The organism is Micromonospora sp. NPDC023966 (assembly GCF_040639095.1).
Lineage (GTDB): Bacteria > Actinomycetota > Actinomycetes > Mycobacteriales > Micromonosporaceae > Micromonospora.
The window spans coordinates 68,403-87,498 of the sequence record NZ_JBEZZJ010000012.1 but is presented as its reverse complement, the minus strand read 5'-3'; the positions used below and the strand labels follow the sequence as shown (position 1 = coordinate 87,498).

The following is a 19,096-nucleotide window of genomic DNA, read 5'->3' as shown; positions in this document are numbered from 1 at the left end:
CCTCTCGGCGGCGAGGGCAGCCGGTCAGCCGGCGAGGCGGTCGGCGGTGCCGCGCGCCAGGGGAACGACCAGCATGGCCTCGGTGCCGCCCTCGGCGCCGTTGCGCAGCTCGATCGTGCCGCGCAGCTCGCCGGTGACCAGGGCCCGGACGATCTGGAGCCCGAGGTTGCCGCCCTTCTCCGCGTCGAACTGCTCGGGCAGGCCCCGTCCGTTGTCGGCGACCGAGACGTGCAACTGCTTGCGGAACCGGTGCGCGGAGACCACCACGGCCGGCTCCGGCGCGCCGTCGGGGCCCGGGGCGCCCTCCTCACCGGCCGGTGGGAAGCCGTGCTCGACGGCGTTGAGCAGCAGCTCGTTGAGGACCATCACCAGCGAGGTGGCGATCTCGGCGGGGAGCACGCCGAAGCTGCCCTGGCGGCGCATGCCGACGGTCACCTCGGTCGCCGCCACCTCGGTGGCCGCGCTGGCGACCCGGTCGACGATGCCGTCGAACTCGACCGCCTCGTCACTGGACATGGAGAGCGTCTCGTGCACCAGGGCGATGGACGCGACCCGGCGTACCGACTCCTCCAGGGCGACCCGGGCCTCGGGCATGGCGACCCGGCGGGCCTGGAGGCGGAGCAGCGCGGCGACGGTCTGGAGGTTGTTCTTTACCCGGTGGTGGATCTCCCGGATGGTGGCGTCCTTGGTGATCAGGGCGCGGTCGCGGCGGCGTACCTCGGTGATGTCGCGGACCAGCACCAGCGCGCCGATCGGCACGCCCGCGGGCATCAGCGGCAGCGCCCGGGTGAGCATGGTGGCGCCCCGGGCGTCGATCTCCCGGCGGGGCGGGGCCTCGCCGCGCAGCGCGGCGAGCACCGCGTTGCCGGCGTCGGTGCCTTCGAGGGGGTCGCCGGCGAGCCGGCGGTGCAGCTTGGCCAGGTCCTCGCCCACCAGGTGGGAGGCGAAGCCCAGCCGGCGGTACGCGGACTGCGCGTTGGGGCTGGCGTAGGTGACCTTCCCGTTGGCGTCGAGCCGGACCAGGCCGTCGCCGACCCGGGGCGCCGAGGTGGTCTCGCCCGGGTGCCGGGGCGGCGGGAAGGTGCCGTCGGCGATCATCTGGGCCAGGTCGTCGGCGGTGGTCAGGTAGTTCAGTTCGAGCTGGCTGGGCGTGCGCGCGGTGGAGAGGTTGGTGTCCCGGCCGACCACCGCCACCACCTCGCCGGACTCCCCGTCGGCCGTGCGCAGCCGCACCGGGATGGCCTCGTGGCGGGCGGGCACGTCGCCGTACCAGACCGGGTCGCCCTCCCGCCAGATCCGGCCCTGCCGGAGGGCGACCTCCAGGTGCGCCACCTCGGGCCCGCCGACGATCCGGCCGACCTGGTCGTCCAGGTACGCGGTCGGCGCGGTCGTCGGGCGGACCTGGGCCACGCAGAGGAACGTGCCGTCGGCGTCGACCGGCACCCAGAGCAGCAGGTCGGCGAAGGACAGGTCGGAGAGGAGCTGCCAGTCGCCGGCGATCCGGTGCAGGTGGTCGATGTCGGCCGGCCGGAGCGAGGTGTGCTCCTCGGCGAGGTCACGGAGGGTGGACACGCTGAACAGCGTGCCACGCCGGGCCTCACATCGTCGCCGTGACCTTCTTCAACCCGCGGGGGGCGTCCGGGTCCTCGCCCCGGGCCAGCGCCAGGGCCAGGGCGAGCCGCTGCAACGGCAGGATGTCGAGCAGCGGGGCGTACCGCTCGTCGACCTCGGGCACGGCCATCCGGGCGGTCGCCCCGACGTCGGCGGAACCGACCACCACGACGTCGGCGCGGCGCTCGCCGAGCCGGGGCAGCACCTCGCGCATCGAGCGCCCGCCGGGGCCCGAGCCGACCACGGCCAGCACCGGCACGTCCGGGTCGGTCATGGCGAGCGGGCCGTGCAGCAGGTCGGCGCCGGAGAAGGCCAGCGCCGGCAGGTAGGAGGTCTCCATCAGCTTCAGCGCCGCCTCCCGGGCGGTCGGGTACGCGTAGCCCCGGCCGGTGGTGACGAGCTGGGCGGCGAACCGGTAGCGCGGGGCGAGCTGCGCCGGGGTGGCGTCGGACAGGGTGCGCTCGGCCAGCTCGGGCAGGCGGGCCAGGGCGGCCCGCTCCTCGGCGGGGAGCACGCCGTCGCCGGCGCGTACCCCCTCGACGAGCATGAGCAGCGCGAGCAGTTCGGCCGTGTAGGTCTTGGTGGCGGCCACGGCCCGCTCGTGCCCGGCGGCGATGTCCACGCTCAGCTCGGCGGTGTCCACCAGCCGCGAGTCGGGGTTGTTGGTGACGGCCAGGGTGAGCGCGCCGGACTCCCGGGCCACCCGCAGCACCTCGGCAAGGTCGGGCGATCCGCCGCTCTGGCTGACCCCGACCACCAGGGCGTCGGAGAGGTCGGGCCGGGCGCCGAAGACGGTGATGGCGCTGGGCGAGGCGAGCCCGGCGGGCAGGCCGAGCCGGATCTCGGTGAGATAGGCGGCATAGAGCGCCGCGTGGTCGGAGGTTCCGCGGGCGGTGAAGACCACGTGGCGGGGCCGGCGCTCGGCGATCACCGCCGCGACCCGGGCGATCGCCCCGGCGTGCTCGGCGGAGAGCAGGCGGTCGTAGCCGGCCGGCTGCTCGTCGATGTCGGCGGCCATCCCGGCCCCTGGACGCGTCACGGAAGACCCCCTCCTGCGCGTTTGCCGCGCGTTCGGTGCTCAGTCTTGCACCTTTCGGCGGCGACGAGCAACGGAACGAACAGTAGTGCGCAGTGGATCACCATCCGCGGCCATGATCCCCTAGGCTTGCCCGGCTGGCGGACCGACCACCCGAGAGGACGACGTGCCCGAGGACGACCCCGCGCTCTCCGCGGAGGAGGAGCTCGCGCTGGCCCGGCTGGCACTGGCCGAGGGGGACCTCCGGCACGCCGCCGACCACGTCGCCGCCGCCCTCGTCCAGGCTCCCACGCTGCCCGAGGTGCACGAGACGCTCGCCCGGCTCGCCGCGGCCAGCGGGGGCGACCTGGACCTCTTCCCGCTCGGCCACCACGCCTTCGTCGGCGCGGTGGTGGCCCGCGCCCACCTGCTCGCCGCCGCCGGCCGCCCCGCCGAAGGGCTCGACCTGCTGGCGGCGGCCACCGGCTACGCCCCCACGGCCGAGTGGGCCGCGGTGCCCTGGGTCACCGCGCCCGACCTGCCCGAACGGCTCGACCCCGAGCGCACCGCCCGGATCCTCATGCAGGTCTGCGCCACGGCGCCCGACCCGGTCCCCCGCCGGCTGCGCGAGCCACTGCGCCCGTACCTCACCCTGGCCCGCAACGCGGTCACCGTGCACCCCGCCCACCCGCTGCTGCTGGGCGCGGCGTCCGCGCTGGCCCGGCGCCTCGGCGAGGTCGCCCTCGCCGTCACCTGGGCCTCCCGAGGGGTACGCGCACAGCCCACCAAACTCGGCGAGGTGTGGCTCGGTTACGCGTACCGCAGCGCCGGCCGGACCCGGGACGCGCTCGCCGCGCTGGAACGGGCCGTCGCCCTCGACCCCGACGACCTGGCCGTCTATGCCGACATCGCCGGCACGCTGGCCGACCACGGCCGGCTCGACGAGGCGCTGGACTGGATCGACCAGGCCCTGGCCAAGGATCCGAATTTCGACTGCGCCGTGCACACCGCGCACCGGCTGCGCTTCCAGCGCGACGGGGACGTGGCCCACCTGGTGGCGCTCGCCGACTTCGTCCGGGACCACCCCGACGACACCCACGAGCACGGTGACCTGGCCGAGTGCTGCCGCGGCCGTCCCTGGCTCGGCCAGGTGACCCCGGCCGGCGGGCCGGTGCTGGACGCACTGCGCCGGGCGCTCGCCGCCGACGCCCCCGTGGCCGTACGCCTCGACGGGCTGGAGCCGCCGAGCGCCATGCGGACCGCGGCGGCGGCCGCGCCCGGGCTGGCCGTGGAGGTGGCCGCGGTGGCGGACCCGGACCCGCGGGAACCCCGCCGGTCCACCACCTGCCAGCTCTGGCGCTACGACGGCACTGTGGCCGCGCCCACCCTGCCCACCCCCTCGGCCGAGGCGGCGGAACGGATCCGGCAGCTCGCCCACCCGGCCTGGCCGCACCCGCCGGCCGCGTACGACGCCGCGGTGGGACTGGCCACCCTGGACCTCGCCGACCTGCTCGGCCTGCTGGTGCACCCGCCGGCCGCGCCGGCCACCGCGCTGGGGCGGGTGCTCGCCGGCCAGGACCCGTCGCTCTGGGTGCGCTGCGTGCAGGTCTGGGCCTGCCTCGGCCTGCTGCACCACCGCACCGACGAGCCGTGGGCGGAGTCCACCCGGCGCCGCGTGCTGCTCGAACTGGTCTGGGGCGTGGAGGACTGGATCACCGAGGCAGCGCTGTTCGCGCTGGTCACCGCCGCCTGGGTGGACCCCGCCGCCCGCCCCGACGTGGCGCGGGTGGTGGCCGAGCGGCTCGCCGACGTGGCGGCCGTGGCCCGCGAGCGCCGGGTGCCGATCGCGGTGTCCCTGGCCCACCTGGCGCTGGCCACCCCGGACCTGGATCCGCCCACCCGCGCCCTGGCCGACACCCTGATCATCAGCCCGGTTCCGGCCGCTCCGGCCGGCGCCCTGCACCGCCTCTGGCGCCGCCTCACCGCCCTCTTCCGCCGCCACCCCTGACGGCAGCGCTCCGGAAACGACGCGGCCACGCCGTACCCGATGACGGGTCGGCGTGGCCGCGGCGGGTGGGTCAGACGGGCGCCTTGCCGAGGGCGGCCTCGGCCTGCTCCTCCGGGGTCGCGTCGGCCGGCGGGACGTCGTTAGCCGTGCGCAGTGGGACCTCCTTGATGAACCAGGCGAGCACCGGGACCGCCACGGTGAAGAAGACCGCCCAGAAGAAGACGTGCGAGATGGCGTCGGAGAGTGCCCCGAGCACGACCTCCCGCACCGGCCCGGCGAGTTCCTTGAGCTTGTCCAGGTTCATGGCCCCGCCCTCGCCGCCGCCGGCGAAGGCCGGGCCGGCGGCGGAGTCGGCGAGCCGGTTGGCGAAGATCGCGCCGAAGAGCGAGACGCCGAACGAGCCGCCGATGGACCGGAAGAAGGTGGCCGCACCGCTCGCCGCGCCCAGGTCCTTCTGCTCCACGCTGTTCTGCGCGATCAGCATCGAGGTCTGCATGAGGAAGCCCATGCCGACGCCGAGCACCACCATGTAGAGCGAGGAGACGACCTTGCTGGTGTTCAGGTCGAGCTGGGTCAGCAGGCCCATGCCGGTGGCCATCACCACGCCGCCGACGATCGGGAAGGCCCGGTAGCGCCCGGTCTTCGTGATGGCCCGGCCGACCACCAGCGAGACCACCAGCATGCCGAACATCAGCGGGAGCAGCAGCAGGCCGCTGTTGGTGGCCGAGGCGCCCTGCACGGTCTGCTGGTAGAGCGGCAGGAAGTTCATGGCGCCGAACATGGCGAAGCCGAGCAGGAAGCCGATCGCCGAGATGAGGGCGAAGTTGCGGTTGGCGAACAGGCCCAGCGGCAGGATCGGCTCGGGGGCCCGGCGCTCGACGAGACCGAAGGCCACCAGGGCGACCAGGGCGAGCGCGGCGAGGCCGAGGATCTGCGGGGAGGACCAGTCGTACTCGTTCCCGCCCCAGGTGGTGACCAGCACGATCGCGGTGATGCCGACGGAGAGCAGCGCGGCGCCCAGCCAGTCGATCTTGTGCTCGGTGCGGTACTTCGGCAAGTGCATGGTGGTGGCGAGGACCAGCAGGGCCGCGCCGCCGAGCGGCAGGTTGACGTAGAACGCCCACCGCCACGAGAGGTTGTCGGTGATGAAGCCGCCGACCAGCGGGCCGGCCACCATGGCGATGGCCATGATGCCGGCGATCATGCCCTGGTAGCGACCCCGCTCGCGAGGCGGCACCAGGTCACCGATGATCGCCATGACGCCGACCATGAGGCCACCGGCGCCGAGGCCCTGGACGGCCCGGAACGCGATCAGCTCGATCATCCCGGTGTCGACCCCGCCGAAGACGCCCGACCCGGACATGCCGCAGAGCGCGGAGCCGACCAGGAAGACGACCACCGAGGTCAGGAAGACCGCCTTGCGGCCGTAGAGGTCACCGAGCTTGCCCCAGATCGGGGTGGAGACCGTGGTGCCCAGCACGTACGCGGTGACCACCCAGGTGAAGTGGTCGGCCCCGCCGAACTCGAAGACGATCCGCGGCAGCGCGGTGCTGACGATCATGTTGTCGAGCATCGCGAGCATCATCGCGATCATCAGGCCGAACAGCACGACCCGGACGTTGGGTCTCGCCGTCACCTGGGCTGGTTGACTCATGGGTAAGCTCCCCCGAAGATCTGTGACCAACTTACTTGCCGTCCGGCTAGTTACCTTACTAGCCGGACGGTAAGTTGGGCAGTAGGAACCGTCAAGCGAATTGGGTGGTACGGGTGAGGGAGAGCACAGGCGGCACGCGGGAACGCATTCAGGCCGTCGCGCTGGAGCTCTTCACCGAGCAGGGGTACGAGAAGACCTCGCTCCGGGAGATCGCCGAGCGGCTCGGCGTGACCAAGGCCGCGCTCTACTACCACTTCAAGAGCAAGGACGAGATCGTCAGCAGCTTCGTCGAGGACCGGCTGCGCCGGATGGACGAGCTGATCGAGTGGGCCGGCACCCAGCCGGCCACGCTGGCGACCCGGCGCGCGCTGATCGGCCGGTACGCGGACGCGATGTTCGCCGGTGAGCTGCCCACGGTGATGCGGTTCTTCGAGCAGAACCAGACGGTGCTCAAGAGCCTCGCCTCCGGGCAGCAGATGCGCGACCGGATGATGCGGCTGGCGCACGAGCTGAGCCGGGGCGACGACTCCCCCGCCGCCCAGCTGCGCGCCGTGCTGACCCTCTTCGCCGTGCACAGCAGCTGGTTCGCGGTCCGCACCCCGGGCATCACCGCCGAGGAGCGCAAGAAGATCGCCCTCGAGGTGGCCGACGAACTCCTGGCGCGCATCGGCGACGGCTCCTGACCGGGGCGGGCCGCCGGCGCGGCGGCCGGCGGGCCGGCCCGGGTCAGGCCGGCGGCGTCAGGTCCAGGCGCAGGCCGAGCAGCTCCACGCCGGGCACCGGGGTCCAGTCCTTCTCGGGCGCCCGCACGAAGCCCAGCCGCCCGTAGAGCCGGCGCGCCACGGCCGCCATCCCGCTGCGTACGCAGATCACCACGGCCGAACAGCCCAGCTCGGTGGCGCGCGCCACGCACGCGTCGACGAGGGCCGCCCCGGCGCCCCGGCCCTGCGCGGCCGGGTCGACGGCGAGCATCCGGAACTCGGCCTCCCCCGGGCCGGCGAGCTCGGCGTACGGGGTGCCGGGCAGCACGAACGTCACGGCGCCCAACACCTCGCCGGTGGCCTCGTCGGCGGCGACCAGCACCTCACCGGTCTCGGCCCGGGTGGCCACGTCGGCGAGCACCGGCCCGTAGCCGCTCTCGCCCTTGAGCTGTCCGTCGGCCTCGTACGCGGCGACCGTGAGGCGGGCCACCGCCGGGAAATCGGCCGGCTCGGCCCGACGGACCCGCAGCCCGGTCAACCGATCACCGCGATCAGGTCACCGTCCTGCACGACGTCGCCCTCGTTGACCGCGATCTGCGACACCACGCCGTCGGACTCGGCGATCACCGGGATCTCCATCTTCATCGACTCCAGGATCACCAGCGTGTCGCCCTCGGACACGCTGTCCCCGGCCGACGCCACGACCTTCCAGACGTTCGCCACCATCTCGGCGCGGATCTCCTCGGCCATCTCCAGGCCCTCCCTCTCCACCGGTGTTGCTGCGAACGGTATCCAATCATGACCCCGGTCACGCCCCGGCACAGCGCGCCCGGCACGCCGGTTCCGCCCCCGCCGGTCCCCGGGCACCGCCGTCGGCACTAGCATCAGCGGGTCGGTTCCCGGCGTCCGGGAACCGGTACGCGACCTCCGCCGCGCTCGCCCGCGGCCGGACCGTGACCAGCACAAGGAGGCAGAGCATGGCCAAGAAGGCCCGCAAGAAGAAGGCCCGGAAGAAGAGCGGCGCCAACCACGGCAAGCGCCCCAACTCCTGATCCCCGGATCAGCGCGGTGCCGGCCCCCGGGCCGGACACACGGGTGGCCCGGGTCCACACGGACCCGGGCCACCGGTGTCTTCAGCTCGTTCCCGCTACGGTCAGTCGGCCAGCTCGCGGGACTCGGTGGTCTCGAAGACCACCAGCTCGGTCAGGCGGACCCGCAGCCGCTCGCGCAAATGCTCCGGCGCGGTCTCGTTGCCGCAGCAGCGGGCGACCAGCGCCTTCACCTCCTGCTCGATGCCGTACTCGTGCAGGCAGGGCCCGCACTCCTCCAGGTGCTCCCGGATGAGGACGCGGCGCTCCTCACCGCACTCCAGGTCCAGGTAGAGGTAGACCTCGGCGAGCACCTCGCGGCAGTCCGTCTCGTGCGGCTTCCCACAGCTCACGGTCACACCTCCCGGCCGGCGGCGGCGGTCGAGCCCTTCGACGGCGCGGCGGTGAAGCCCCGCTCAGCCGCGTACTGCTCGAGCAGCTTGCGCAGATTACGACGGCCGCGGTGCAGCCGCGACATCACGGTGCCGATCGGCGTGCCCATGACGTCGGCGACCTCCTTGTAGGAGAAGCCCTCGACGTCGGTGAGGTAGACCGCCATGCGGAACTCCTCCGGCAGCTGCTGGAGGGCCTCCTTGACGTCGCTGTCCGGCAGCCGGTCCAGCGCCTCGGTCTCCGCCGAGCGCAACCCGCTGGACGTGTGCGACTCCGCCTCGGCGAGTTGCCAGTCGGTGATCTCGTCCGTGGGCGCCTGGACGGGCTGGCGCTGCCGCTTCCGGTAGGAGTTGATGTAGGTGTTGGTCAGGATCCGGTACAACCAGGCCTTCAGGTTCGTGCCCTGCTCGAACTGGTGGAAGGCGGCGTACGCCTTCAGGTACGTCTCCTGGACCAGATCCTCGGCATCCGCCGGGTTGCGCGTCATCCGCAGCCCAGCAGCGTAGAGCTGATCGACGAAGGGCATCGCGTCCCGCTCGAAGCGGGCCCTGCGCTCGTCCGTCTTCTCGGTCGTCAACCGCACGTCCCCTCGCGTCGGATGCTTTCCCGCCGAGGATACGCGTACCCGCCTGTCGGCAGATTCACTTCCGGACTGTGTGCTGGTGCTCACGGCCGATGCCGGCGTGGGCCACTCCGGCGCGTCGAGCAACCGCTTCAGCTGCCGCGCGTCCCGTTCGTCCCGCTCCCGGCTGCGTGTCTCGGTCGGCACCGGTCACCCCCCTCGGCTGCAAATGTCATCCGGAGGTAGTAACGCCCGCCGCGGGGCGGGACATTCCGTCACCGCCCACCCGTTCCTGGCCCCGACCTCGGCCGCGACCGACGCTGGGACCAGGAAGGGCCTGGGAGGGTGGCCCCGGACACCCGAACCGGGCACCCGACACCACCCCTAGCAACGACCCGCCGCCACCGACGGTCACGCCGACCCCGCGCCGCCGGAGTGTCACCCCTCCACGCCGGGCGGCCTCATGCGCGGCAAGCGCCCCCGCACACCTTCCGAGCCGAGCCGCGCGACATCACCGCCGACGGGATGCCCGGATGCGCCCTCCGCTGCCCCGGCAGCCTCATGCCGGAGAGTGGCCGGCACGCCCTCCTTGCTGACTCGCCCACGCCCACGAATGCCTGGCCGTCTGCCCGCCGTCGGTGGAACACCAGGTAGGTCAAACGGCACGTTTGACCTACATGCCGTTCCACTCAGCCCTACCTGACTCCGCTTCGGGTGCGTCTGTTGTCGCCAGCGTGACAACAAGCGCACCCGAACGTGCGCTTCGCAGCGGCGGCGGTCGGGAGGGCCCCAAGGCGCGGGCCGGGCCGCATGAGGGAGACGGCCTCAGCACGGACACCGCCAACTCGGCGAGGTGGAGTCGACCGAGGCGACCAAGCCGGACCTCGGCGAAGTGGAGTGGAGTGGATCAGCGGGTACCGGCGGGAGCCGGCGCGGCCACGCGTACCCGGTGGCGGGCGGCGGGCGGGCGCGGTGACAAGCTCAGGTGGGGAGCCAGCCGCGGGCGTGGAGCCAGTCGCGGACGACGGCTGCCGTGGCCGCCGGGTCGCCGCGCAGGTCGTGCCGCTCCCCCGGGCGGGTCACCACCTCGACACCGGGGCCCGGCTCGGGCACCCCGAACGGGTCCCGGTCACCGTTGACCACCAGGGTGGGCAGGCCGGTGCGCAGTTCGTCGGCGCGCGAGCGCTCCGGCCGCCCGGGCGGGTGCAGCGGGAACGCCAGCGCGACGATCCCGGCCGCGCCGACCTCGTGCGCGGTGCGGCAGGCGACCCGGGCGCCGCTGGACCGGCCGCCGACCACCCAGCGGGCCGCCTCCGGGTGGCGGGTCCGGAGTTCGGCCAGCACCGCCGTCCACGCCTCGTCGAGGTGTCCCGCCGGGGCCGGGGCGCGCCGGCCGGCCACCCGGTACGGCTGGGTCACCCGGACCACGCCCGCCCCGGCGCCGACCAGCGCGTCCCGGACCGCCACCAGGTCCGGGGCGTCCACGTCGCCGCCCGCCCCGTGCCCGAGCACCAGCATGGTGGCGCCGCCGGCCGCCGGCAGGTCGGTGTGGACCCGGGCCGGCCCGCGGGGTGTCCCGATCTCATCGCTGTGCCGCACCGGCCCATTCTGCGTGCGGCGCCGGGCGCTACGGCCACCAGGTGCGGAAACACCCTCGCCCGCCATCCCGTTGACGGAACGCCGGCCCCCGCCGTCCCGGTGGCGGAACGCGCTCGCCCGCCGTCCCGGTGGCGGAACGCCGTCGCCCGCCATCCACGGCGGAAAGCCGCGCCGCCGATGGCGGAAAAGCCGTCGCCCGCAGTCCCGATGGCGGAACCGCGGGCGACGGCGAAACGAGAATCAGCTGGACGGCACCAGCGTGAGCAACCGGTCACGGACCGGCGGACCGGCCTCGTCGACCACGTCCGGATCCGGCTGCACCTCACTGCGCCAGGCGACCAGCATGGCCCGCCGCTCGCGCGGTGTGGTGCCGCCCCACACGCCGTGGCAGTCGCCCACCTCCAGCGCCCAGGCCAGGCAGGACCCCTGGACGTCACAACTGCGGCAGAGCGCCACGGCCGCGTCGGCCGGTTCGTTGGGCGCCGGAAAGAACGTCTCCGGGTCCACGCTCTGACAGGTTCCTCTGGTCCGCCACGCCTCGTCCTGGCGCCGCTCGTGCAGGGCCCGCAGCAGTCGCGGATCTCGCCGCGCGGCGGCCACCTCGTGCGGGCGGGGCATACGTGCCCGTGTCAATACACCCACCTCCCCCGTGGGACCGGCAAATGATCATGAATGATCGATGGGTGTCATCCGCCCCGTGCGAACAGACGCCCAACACCGGCGCTGTGTTCTATCGCACTTGCGCAGGCGGGGACAAGAGCCTTCGGTAAACATGGCTAAACGGCCGGGCGACGTTTCAGGCGCAACCCCGGCAAATCAGCACACGACAATGTGCTGAGCGTGATCAGAACAGCGTCATTTCCGTGTCGGCCTCCGCACGCGCCAGGGGGACCCGGGCGGTTAGCTCCGGGCCGTCGTTGCGGACGTCGCCGACCGCCGGCGAGACCGGGCGGATCTCCAGGCCGGCGAGCCAGGCCGGAGCGGGCGGCGCGAGCAGCGCGGCGGGCTCCTCGGTCGGGCCGAGCCAGGACGCCCAGCGCTCCTTGGGCAGCAGCAGCGGCATCCGGTCGTGCACCTCGGCCAGCTCGCCGACCGCCGCGGTGGTCAGCACGCTGAAGGTGAGCCTGGTCTCGTCGCCCGCCTCCCAGACCGACCAGATGCCGGCGAAGGCCAGCACCGAACCGTCGCGGGGGGTCATGAAGTAGGGCTGCCGACGGCCGTCGGCCTGGCGTACCCACTCGTACCAGCCGTCGGCCGGGACCAGGCAGCGCCGGCGAGCGAACGACGGGGCGTACGCGCGGCTGGTGGCGACCGTCTCCGCCCGCGCGTTGATCATGCGAGCGGCGCCCGAGGCGGTGCGGGACCAGTGCGGGACCAGCCCCCAGCGGCCGACGGAGAGCAGCCGGTGCCCCTCCGGGGCCAGTCGGACCAGCGGCACGGGATCGGTCGGGGCGACGTTGAAGTCCGGGCCGACCCCGCCGGTCTCGTCGGACGACTCGAACAGCGCGCTCAGGTCGCCCGCGCTCCGGGTCGTCGCGTACCTCCCGCACATGGCGCCAACGCTAACCCGCCGTCGGCGTTCCGGCTGTCCCGCCAACCGGGAGCAGGTAAGACGGGCGGTTCCACCGGCCCGCGGAGTTGGCAGAATGTGAGCGTGGGGAATCTGACCGCGACGCGGCCGCCGCAGCCGTGGACCGCGCCGACCGCGAGCGACCCGGTCGCCGCGACGCTGCGCCTGCCCGGCTCCAAGTCCATGACCGCCCGGGCGCTGGTGCTCGGCGCGCTGGCGAGCGGCCCGTCGACGCTCGACCGGCCGCTGCGCGCCCGCGACACCGAGCTGATGGCCGCTGGCCTGCGCGAGCTGGGCGCGCACATGTCGGTCTCCGACGACGACCGCTGGCTGGTCCGGCCGCATCCGCTGGTCGGCCCGGCGCACGTCGACGTCGGCCTGGCCGGCACGGTGATGCGGTTCCTGCCGCCGGTGGCCGGCCTGGCCGAGGGCCGGGTGACCTTCGACGGCGACCCGCACGCCCGGACCCGCCCGCTCGGCCCGCTGATCGGCGCGCTGCGCTCCCTCGGCGTGCGCATCGACGCCCCGCCGACCGGCAGCCTGCCGCTGGTCGTCCTCGGCGCCGGCCGGGTCACTGGCGGCGAGGTGGTCATCGACGCCTCCGCCTCCAGCCAGCTCGTCTCCGGGCTGCTGCTGGCCGGGCCCCGGTTCGACCGGGGCGTGGTGGTCCGGCACGTCGGCCCGCCGGTGCCGTCCGCGCCGCACCTGCGGATGACCGTGCAGATGCTGCGCGCCGCCGGGGCCGCGGTCGACGACACCACCCCCGACGTCTGGGCGGTCGAGCCCGGCCCGCTGACCGGGCGCGGCTGGGAGATCGAACCGGACCTCTCCGGAGCGGCGCCGTTCTTCGCCGCGGCCCTGATCACCGGCGGTGAGGTGACCCTCCAGGGCTGGCCGCGCAGCAGCCTCCAGCCGGTCGAGCAGCTGCGCGCGCTGCTGCACCGGATGGGCGGCGAGGTGACGCTGGGCACCGCCGGGCTGACCGTCCGGGGCACCGGCACGGTCCGCGGGCTGGACGCCGACCTCTCCGACGTCGGCGAGCTGACCCCGGTGCTGACCGCCCTGGCCATGCTCGCCGACTCCCCCTCCCGGCTGACCGGCGTCGGGCACATCCGGGGGCACGAGACCGACCGGGTCGCCGCTCTGGCCAAGGAGTTCACCGCGCTGGGCGCGGACCTCACCGAGACCGCCGACGGGCTGGAGATCCGGCCCCGCCCCCTGCGCGGCGGGACGTTCCGGACCTACGACGACCACCGGATGGCGCACGCCGCGGCGGTGGCCGGGCTGGCCGTCCCCGGCATCGAGGTCGACGACGTGTCGTGCACCTCCAAGACCATGCCGGAGTTCCCGGCACTATGGTCGGGGATGGTGACCGGCAAGAGCTGACGACGGGGGGATGTCCTGGCGACCAGGCGGCGGGAGTACGACGAGGACGACGTCCGGGTCCGACCCGGCAAGTCGTCACGCCCACGTACGCGCACCCGGCCCCGGCACGAGGACGCCGTCGACGGGTTCGTGATCGCCGTCGACCGGGGGCGCTACACCTGCGTGCTCCCGGACGCCCGGCCGGTCGACGCGACCGTCACCGCGATGCGGGCCCGCGAGCTGGGCCGCAAGTCGGTGGTGGTGGGCGACCGGGTGGGCCTGGTCGGCGACACCTCGGGCGCCCCCGGCGCGCTGGCCCGGATCGTCCGGATCGCCGAGCGCCGCTCGGTGCTGCGGCGGACCGCGGAGGACGACGCCACCACCGCCGAGGGGCGACTGGAACGGGTGGTGGTGGCCAACGCCGACCAGCTCGTGATCGTCAGCGCGCTGGCCGACCCGCCGCCGCGCACCGGGTTCATCGACCGCTGCCTGGTGGCCGCGTACGACGCGGACATCGAGCCGCTGCTCTGCCTGACCAAGGCCGACCTGGCCGGCCCGGAGGCGGTGCTCGGCTACTACACCGAGCTGGAGCTGCCGTACCTGCTGATCCGGCCGGACTCGGACCTGGCCGCGCTGCGCGCCCTGCTCGCCGGCCGGATCTCCGTCATGGTGGGGCATTCCGGGGTGGGCAAGTCGACGCTGGTCAACCGCCTCGTCCCGGAGGCCGAGCGGGCGGTCGGCGTGGTCAGCGCGATCGGCCGGGGCCGGCACACCTCGACCAGCGCCGTGGCACTGCGGCTGCCCCCGCTCGCCTCCGGCGACTCCAGCTCGGCGCGTCCCGCGCCGCGCCGCGACCTGGAGCCGCCGACCGACAGCGACCCCGGCTGGATCATCGACACCCCGGGAGTCCGCAGCTTCGGGCTGGCGCACGTCTCGGCGGAGAGCCTGCTGCACGGCTTCCCGGACCTGGTCGAGGCGACGGTCGACTGCCCGGCCAACTGCCAGCACACCGCCGAGGAGGCGGAGTGCGCGCTGGACGCCTGGGTGGCCGCCGGCAAGGCGGACCCGCGCCGGCTGGCCTCGTACCGCCGGCTGCTGGCCTCCCGCAGCGGCGAGAGCGGCGACCCGCGCGAGCCCGAGCGGAACCCGGGCGACCCCCTCGCCGGTTCCTGACCGGCGGAACCGCGGCCACCCGCCGGATGCGGCCGGGCGGGCGCCGCTAGCGTGTCCGGCATGACCGGGTACGCCGACGATCTCGCCCTCGCCCACCAGCTCGCGGACGCCGCCGACGCCGTCGCCTCGGCCCGGTTCCGCGCCCTCGACCTGCGGGTCGAGTCGAAGCCCGACCTGACCCCGGTCTCCGACGCGGACACCGCCGTGGAGCGGGAGATCCGCGCCCTGCTGGCCGCTCACCGCCCCGGCGACGGCCTGCTCGGCGAGGAGTACGGCGAGCAGCCCGCCACCGACCCGGGCGGGCGGCGGTGGGTCGTCGACCCGATCGACGGCACCAAGAACTTCGTCCGGGGCGTACCCGTCTGGGCCACCCTGATCGCGCTGCTGGAGGGTGACCGGCCGGTGCTCGGCCTGGTGTCCGCCCCGGCGCTCGGCCGGCGCTGGTGGGCGGCCCGCGGCGCGGGTGCCTTCGCCGGCCCGGACCCGGCCTCCGGCGCGCCGATCCGGGTCTCCGGGGTGACCACCCTGGCCGATGCCAGCGTCTGCTACTCGTCGCTGACGGGCTGGGAGGAGGCCGGCCGGCTGGACGCGATGCTCCAGATGATGCGGGACGCCTGGCGCAGCCGGGCGTACGGCGACTTCTACGGCTACATGCTGCTGGCCGAGGGGGCGCTGGACGTGATGGTGGAGCCGGAGCTGTCGCTCTGGGACATCGCCGCGCTGGTCCCGATCGTCACCGAGGCCGGCGGCACGGTCACCGACCTGGCCGGCCGGCCGGCCCCGGGCGGGGACGGCTCGGGTGGATTCAGCGCCATCGCAAGCAACGGCGCGCTGCACGACGACATCCTGAGCCGGCTCGGCCGGCCGACCGCGCGCTGACCCGTCGGTAACCTCTATCCTCGCCAGGTGGTCTCCTCCGGTTGGTGCTTTCTGGCGGCGATGATCGTCGCGTACGGCTTCGCCAACCTCCTCCAGTCGGTCGCCGCGGCGCGGACCACCGTGCATCACACCTTCGACCCCGGGCTGCTGCTCCGGCTGGCCGGGCACCGGACCTACCTGGTCGGGCTCTCCTGCCAGGTCGTCGGCTTCGTGCTGGCCTTCCTGGCCCGCCGCGACCTGCCGCTGTTCCTGGTCCAGGCCAGCGTGGCGGCCGGGCTGGGGGTGACCGCGGTGCTCGGCGTGCTGGTGCTGAAGTGGCGCCTGCCGGCCGCCGAGGTGGCGCTGCTGGTGCTGCTGTTCGGCGGGATCACCGCGCTGGTGCTGGCCGCCCAGCCCGCGCCGTCGCGACAGCTCGGCACCGCCGGGCTGGTCGGCCTGGCGGTGGCGATCGGGGTGATCGCGGTGCTCGGCTTCTTCGCCGCCCGGCTGCACGGCGCGCCCGGCTCGGTGGCGCTGGGCTCGCTGGCCGGGATGGCGTTCTCCGCCGCCGCGGTGGCGGCCCGGCCGCTCGCCTCGGCCGATTCGGCGGAGGCGTTCGTCCGGAACCCGCTGCTCTACCTGCTGATCGCCCACTCGCTGGTCGGCCAGCTCCTGCTCGGCCTGGCCATGCAGCGCGGCTCGACCACGGCCGCGGTGGCCGCCATGGACGCCGCCGGGGCGGTGCCCGCGGCGATCATCGGCTTGCTGCTGCTCAACGACCGGATCTGGCCGGGCCGGGAATGGCTGGCCGGGGTCGGCTTCCTGGCCACGCTGGCCGCGGTGGTCGGCCTGACCCGCTACGCCGAGCCGCAGCACCACCACGCGGTCGCCCGGGAGCGGGAGCCCTCGATGATCGGCGCCGGCTCGGCGGTCCGCGCGCGGCGCTGAGTCAGGCCGCCTCGACGGGTCCGCGCCGATCGGCGGCGACCTCGACGGGGCGCGGGGCTGCCTCGACCGGCTCGACCGGCTTCCGGCGCCCGATCACCCGCTCGTAGAGCCGCTCCAGCGCGCCGGCCGTCCGTTCCCAGGTGTAGCTGCACCGGACCCGGTCCACCGCGGCGTGCCCGTACGCGAACCGCCCGGCGTTGTCGGCGAGGATCCGCCGCAGGGTGACCCCGAGGGTGCGGACGTCGCCGGGCGGCACCAGCTTGCCGGTCACCTCGTCGACCACCGCGTCGGCGATGCCGCCCATGGCGTAGCCGACCACCGGGACGCCGCAGGCCATCGCCTCCAGCGACACCCGACCGGCGGACGAGTAGTGCGGGGTGCAGGCGACCACGTCGGCGGAGCGGTACCAGGTGGCCATCTGGTCGTGCGGGACCGCGCCGACCAGCTTGACCTGCTCGGCCACCCCGGTCCGCTCGGCCAGCTCGCGCAGCCGGCGCGCCTCGGCGTGGGTGGCGAGCTGCTCGGCCGGCGGACCGCCGGCGATCACCAGCTCGGCGTCGCCGACCAGCCGCATGGCCCGGATCAGGTCGTCCTGGCCGTGCCCGGCCGCGAGCCCGCCCACCGAGAGGATGCGGGCCCGCTGGTCGCGCGGGGCCGCCTCGCCGTCCGGGTGGAACTGGGCGGTGTCCACCCCGGTCGGCACCATCGCCACCGAGGTGCGCTGGAGCCCCATCCGGGTCAGCTCGTCGACCTCGTCGTTGCACTGGGCGACCGCGATGTCCACGGCCCGGGTCAGCGCCCGCTCCAGCGGGATCCGCTCCCCCGGCCCGTCGTACCCGCGCCCGAGGTGGCGCAGCTGCTCGACGCCGAGGGAGTGGAAGGTCTGCACCACCGGGATGTCGGTCTCCCGGACGGCGTGGGCCGCGGCCAGTCCGCCGACCCAGTAGTGCCCGTGCACCACCTCGGGGGTCCAGTCGCCGGACCACCGCTGCGCCAACCAGCGGCCGAACTCGGTCACGTACGGCACCAGCTCGGCGGTCGGCAGCGGGGCGGCCGGGCCGACCGGGACGCGCTCCAGGTGGTAGCCGTCCACCTCGACGGACTCCTGGTCCGGCGCGTCGCGGCGCTCGTACACCCGGACGTCGTGGCCCCGCGCCGCGAGCTCGGCCGCCACCCGCGCGATGTGCTGGTGCGTCCCGACGGTGGGACCGTCGACGGACGGGCCGGCGTGCGCGCACACAAGGCCGACGCGCATGGTGCACCTCCATGCGTTCTCGGGAGCGGTGGGTCCTCCGGTCAGAGGGTCCCATTAACCCGACCCCGGTGCGCCGAAACCTGGCAGATCGGGAGCGGACCGACGGAACCGTCGCACGAACGGGACAGCACGCAGGTCGTGTCGGCTACCGGGACATCTGCCCGCCGCGGCGACGATCGAACCGTGATCCCGGCGACTCAGGCGGCATGACCCGGCCGGAGCGGGGGTACGGGCGGAGAATGCCTCTCACCCGCAGCCTCGACGACGCCACCGTCGTGATCACCGGCGCCTCCAGCGGGATCGGCGCGGCCACCGCGTACGCGCTGGCCCGTCGGGGCGCCGACGTGGTGCTGGCCGCCCGGACCGAGGAGGCGCTGCGCCGGGTCGCCGATCGCTGCCGGGAGTTGGGCGGGCGGGCCCTCGTGGTGCCGACCGATGTGACCGACCCGGAGGCGGTGGAGCAGCTCGCGGCGCGGGCGGCGGCCGAGTTCGGCCGGATCGACGCCTGGGTCAACAACGCGGCCGTGGGCACGGTGGGGCTCTTCGACGAGATCCCGGTGACCGAGTTCCGCCGGGTGGTCGAGGTGAACCTGCTCGGCACCGTGTACGGGACGAGGGCGGCGCTGCCCTGGCTCGACGCGGCCGGAGGCGGGGTGCTGGTCAACAACGCCTCGGTGCTGGCCGAGGTGGCCATGCCGTACCAGTCGCCGTACAACGCCACGAAGCACGCCATCCGCGGGCTGGCCGACACGGTCCGGCAGGAGCTGCGGGTCACGGGCCGGGGCCACATCTCGCTCTGCACGGTGCTGCCGGCCAGCATCGACACGCCGTTCTTCCGGCACGCCGCCAACCACACCGGTCGGGAGCTGACCCCACCCCCACCGGTCTACCCGCCGGAACTGGTGGCCGAGACGATCGTCCGGCTGCTGCGCCGGCCGCGCCGCGAGGCGTACGCCGGGGGCGCGGCCCGGCTGATGGGGCTCCAGTGGCGGCTCGTCCCGGCGCTGGCCGAGCGGGCGCTCGGCTGGTACACCGCGCGCACCCAGTTCGGCCCGGGCGTCCGCCTGGACGCCACCGGCAACGTGTTCCATCCCGACGCGGCGGCCGAGCGCACCGACGGGTGGCAGGGCCGGCGCGGGCAGCTGATCCGGCTGACGGCGGCCTTCGGGCTGGCGGCGGCCGGCACGGCTGTCGGCACCATGGCGGCGATGAGTCGCCGATCGCGGACGGACCGCTGATGGGTCCCGCGGACCGGACTGATGCGCGTCGGAGGGCGGGCATGCACAATGGGACGAT

General features: G+C 74.5%; 18 protein-coding genes. 7 read left to right on the top strand and 11 right to left on the bottom strand.

Annotated elements, in window-relative coordinates; genetic code table 11:
• Positions 1-24 precede the first annotated feature (24 nt).
• Positions 25-1,572, bottom strand: a complete 1,548-nt coding sequence (locus AB0F68_RS17850; protein WP_357339127.1) for a histidine kinase N-terminal domain-containing protein — start codon at positions 1,570-1,572, stop codon at positions 25-27.
• A 25-nt stretch (positions 1,573-1,597) separates the two neighbouring features.
• Positions 1,598-2,629: an SIS domain-containing protein gene (locus tag AB0F68_RS17845; RefSeq protein ID WP_357339323.1), complete on the bottom strand. Its 1,032-nt coding sequence runs from the start codon at positions 2,627-2,629 to the stop codon at positions 1,598-1,600.
• 184 nt (positions 2,630-2,813) lie between these two features.
• Between AB0F68_RS17845 and AB0F68_RS17840 the strand changes: the two genes are divergently transcribed.
• Complete coding sequence (locus AB0F68_RS17840; RefSeq protein WP_357339125.1) at positions 2,814-4,634, top strand: tetratricopeptide repeat protein; 1,821 nt, start codon at positions 2,814-2,816, stop codon at positions 4,632-4,634.
• A gap of 70 nt (positions 4,635-4,704) precedes the next feature.
• Here the strand turns inward: AB0F68_RS17840 and AB0F68_RS17835 are convergent, their stop codons facing one another.
• Complete coding sequence (locus AB0F68_RS17835) at positions 4,705-6,288, bottom strand: MDR family MFS transporter (RefSeq protein ID WP_357339123.1); 1,584 nt, start codon at positions 6,286-6,288, stop codon at positions 4,705-4,707.
• A 113-nt stretch (positions 6,289-6,401) separates the two neighbouring features.
• Here AB0F68_RS17835 and AB0F68_RS17830 point away from each other — a divergent pair, with 113 nt between their 5' ends.
• Positions 6,402-6,971 carry a helix-turn-helix domain-containing protein gene (locus tag AB0F68_RS17830; RefSeq protein ID WP_357339121.1) on the top strand — a complete coding sequence of 190 codons (570 nt, stop codon included), beginning with the start codon at positions 6,402-6,404 and terminating at the stop codon, positions 6,969-6,971.
• A 43-nt stretch (positions 6,972-7,014) separates the two neighbouring features.
• Here AB0F68_RS17830 and AB0F68_RS17825 read toward each other — a convergent pair whose 3' ends face one another.
• The 7 genes from AB0F68_RS17825 to AB0F68_RS17795 form a co-directional block, all read right to left on the bottom strand.
• Entirely contained in the window at positions 7,015-7,527 is a 513-nt protein-coding gene (locus AB0F68_RS17825; RefSeq protein ID WP_357339119.1) for a GNAT family N-acetyltransferase, read from the bottom strand.
• Positions 7,524-7,745: a biotin/lipoyl-binding carrier protein gene (locus AB0F68_RS17820; RefSeq protein ID WP_357339319.1), complete on the bottom strand. Its 222-nt coding sequence runs from the start codon at positions 7,743-7,745 to the stop codon at positions 7,524-7,526. The genes AB0F68_RS17825 and AB0F68_RS17820 overlap by 4 nt, the downstream gene beginning before the upstream one ends.
• Before the next feature lie 397 nt (positions 7,746-8,142).
• Positions 8,143-8,430 carry a mycothiol system anti-sigma-R factor gene (rsrA, locus tag AB0F68_RS17815; RefSeq protein WP_357339117.1) on the bottom strand — a complete coding sequence of 96 codons (288 nt, stop codon included), beginning with the start codon at positions 8,428-8,430 and terminating at the stop codon, positions 8,143-8,145.
• Between the two features lie 2 nt (positions 8,431-8,432).
• A complete protein-coding gene (locus AB0F68_RS17810) occupies positions 8,433-9,239 on the bottom strand; it encodes a sigma-70 family RNA polymerase sigma factor (protein WP_357339115.1) in 807 nt (268 codons plus the stop codon).
• Between the two features lie 774 nt (positions 9,240-10,013).
• Positions 10,014-10,631 (bottom strand): alpha/beta family hydrolase, encoded by a 618-nt coding sequence (locus AB0F68_RS17805; RefSeq protein WP_357339113.1) that lies wholly within the window; start codon positions 10,629-10,631, stop codon positions 10,014-10,016.
• A 240-nt stretch (positions 10,632-10,871) separates the two neighbouring features.
• Complete coding sequence (locus tag AB0F68_RS17800) at positions 10,872-11,264, bottom strand: WhiB family transcriptional regulator (protein WP_357339111.1); 393 nt, start codon at positions 11,262-11,264, stop codon at positions 10,872-10,874.
• Positions 11,265-11,475: 211 nt separating this feature from the next.
• Positions 11,476-12,183: an SOS response-associated peptidase gene (locus AB0F68_RS17795; RefSeq protein WP_357339109.1), complete on the bottom strand. Its 708-nt coding sequence runs from the start codon at positions 12,181-12,183 to the stop codon at positions 11,476-11,478.
• Positions 12,184-12,285: 102 nt separating this feature from the next.
• On the opposite strand from AB0F68_RS17795, the gene aroA reads away from it, so the two are divergent.
• The 4 genes from aroA to AB0F68_RS17775 all read left to right on the top strand — a co-directional run bounded on the left by aroA (position 12,286) and on the right by AB0F68_RS17775 (position 16,545).
• The gene (gene aroA / locus AB0F68_RS17790; protein WP_357339107.1) at positions 12,286-13,587 is read left to right on the top strand and encodes a 3-phosphoshikimate 1-carboxyvinyltransferase; all 1,302 of its coding nucleotides are present in this window, start codon (positions 12,286-12,288) and stop codon (positions 13,585-13,587) included.
• Positions 13,588-13,791: 204 nt separating this feature from the next.
• Complete coding sequence (gene rsgA / locus AB0F68_RS17785; RefSeq protein WP_357339317.1) at positions 13,792-14,739, top strand: ribosome small subunit-dependent GTPase A; 948 nt, start codon at positions 13,792-13,794, stop codon at positions 14,737-14,739.
• 60 nt (positions 14,740-14,799) lie between these two features.
• The gene (hisN, locus tag AB0F68_RS17780; protein ID WP_357339105.1) at positions 14,800-15,618 is read left to right on the top strand and encodes a histidinol-phosphatase; all 819 of its coding nucleotides are present in this window, start codon (positions 14,800-14,802) and stop codon (positions 15,616-15,618) included.
• A 60-nt stretch (positions 15,619-15,678) separates the two neighbouring features.
• Positions 15,679-16,545, top strand: a complete 867-nt coding sequence (locus AB0F68_RS17775) for a hypothetical protein (RefSeq protein WP_357339314.1) — start codon at positions 15,679-15,681, stop codon at positions 16,543-16,545.
• A 1-nt stretch (position 16,546) separates the two neighbouring features.
• Here the strand turns inward: AB0F68_RS17775 and AB0F68_RS17770 are convergent, their stop codons facing one another.
• Entirely contained in the window at positions 16,547-17,800 is a 1,254-nt protein-coding gene (locus tag AB0F68_RS17770; protein ID WP_357339103.1) for a glycosyltransferase, read from the bottom strand.
• Between the two features lie 239 nt (positions 17,801-18,039).
• Between AB0F68_RS17770 and AB0F68_RS17765 the strand changes: the two genes are divergently transcribed.
• The gene (locus AB0F68_RS17765; protein WP_357339101.1) at positions 18,040-19,038 is read left to right on the top strand and encodes an SDR family oxidoreductase; all 999 of its coding nucleotides are present in this window, start codon (positions 18,040-18,042) and stop codon (positions 19,036-19,038) included.
• Positions 19,039-19,096: the final 58 nt, after the last annotated feature.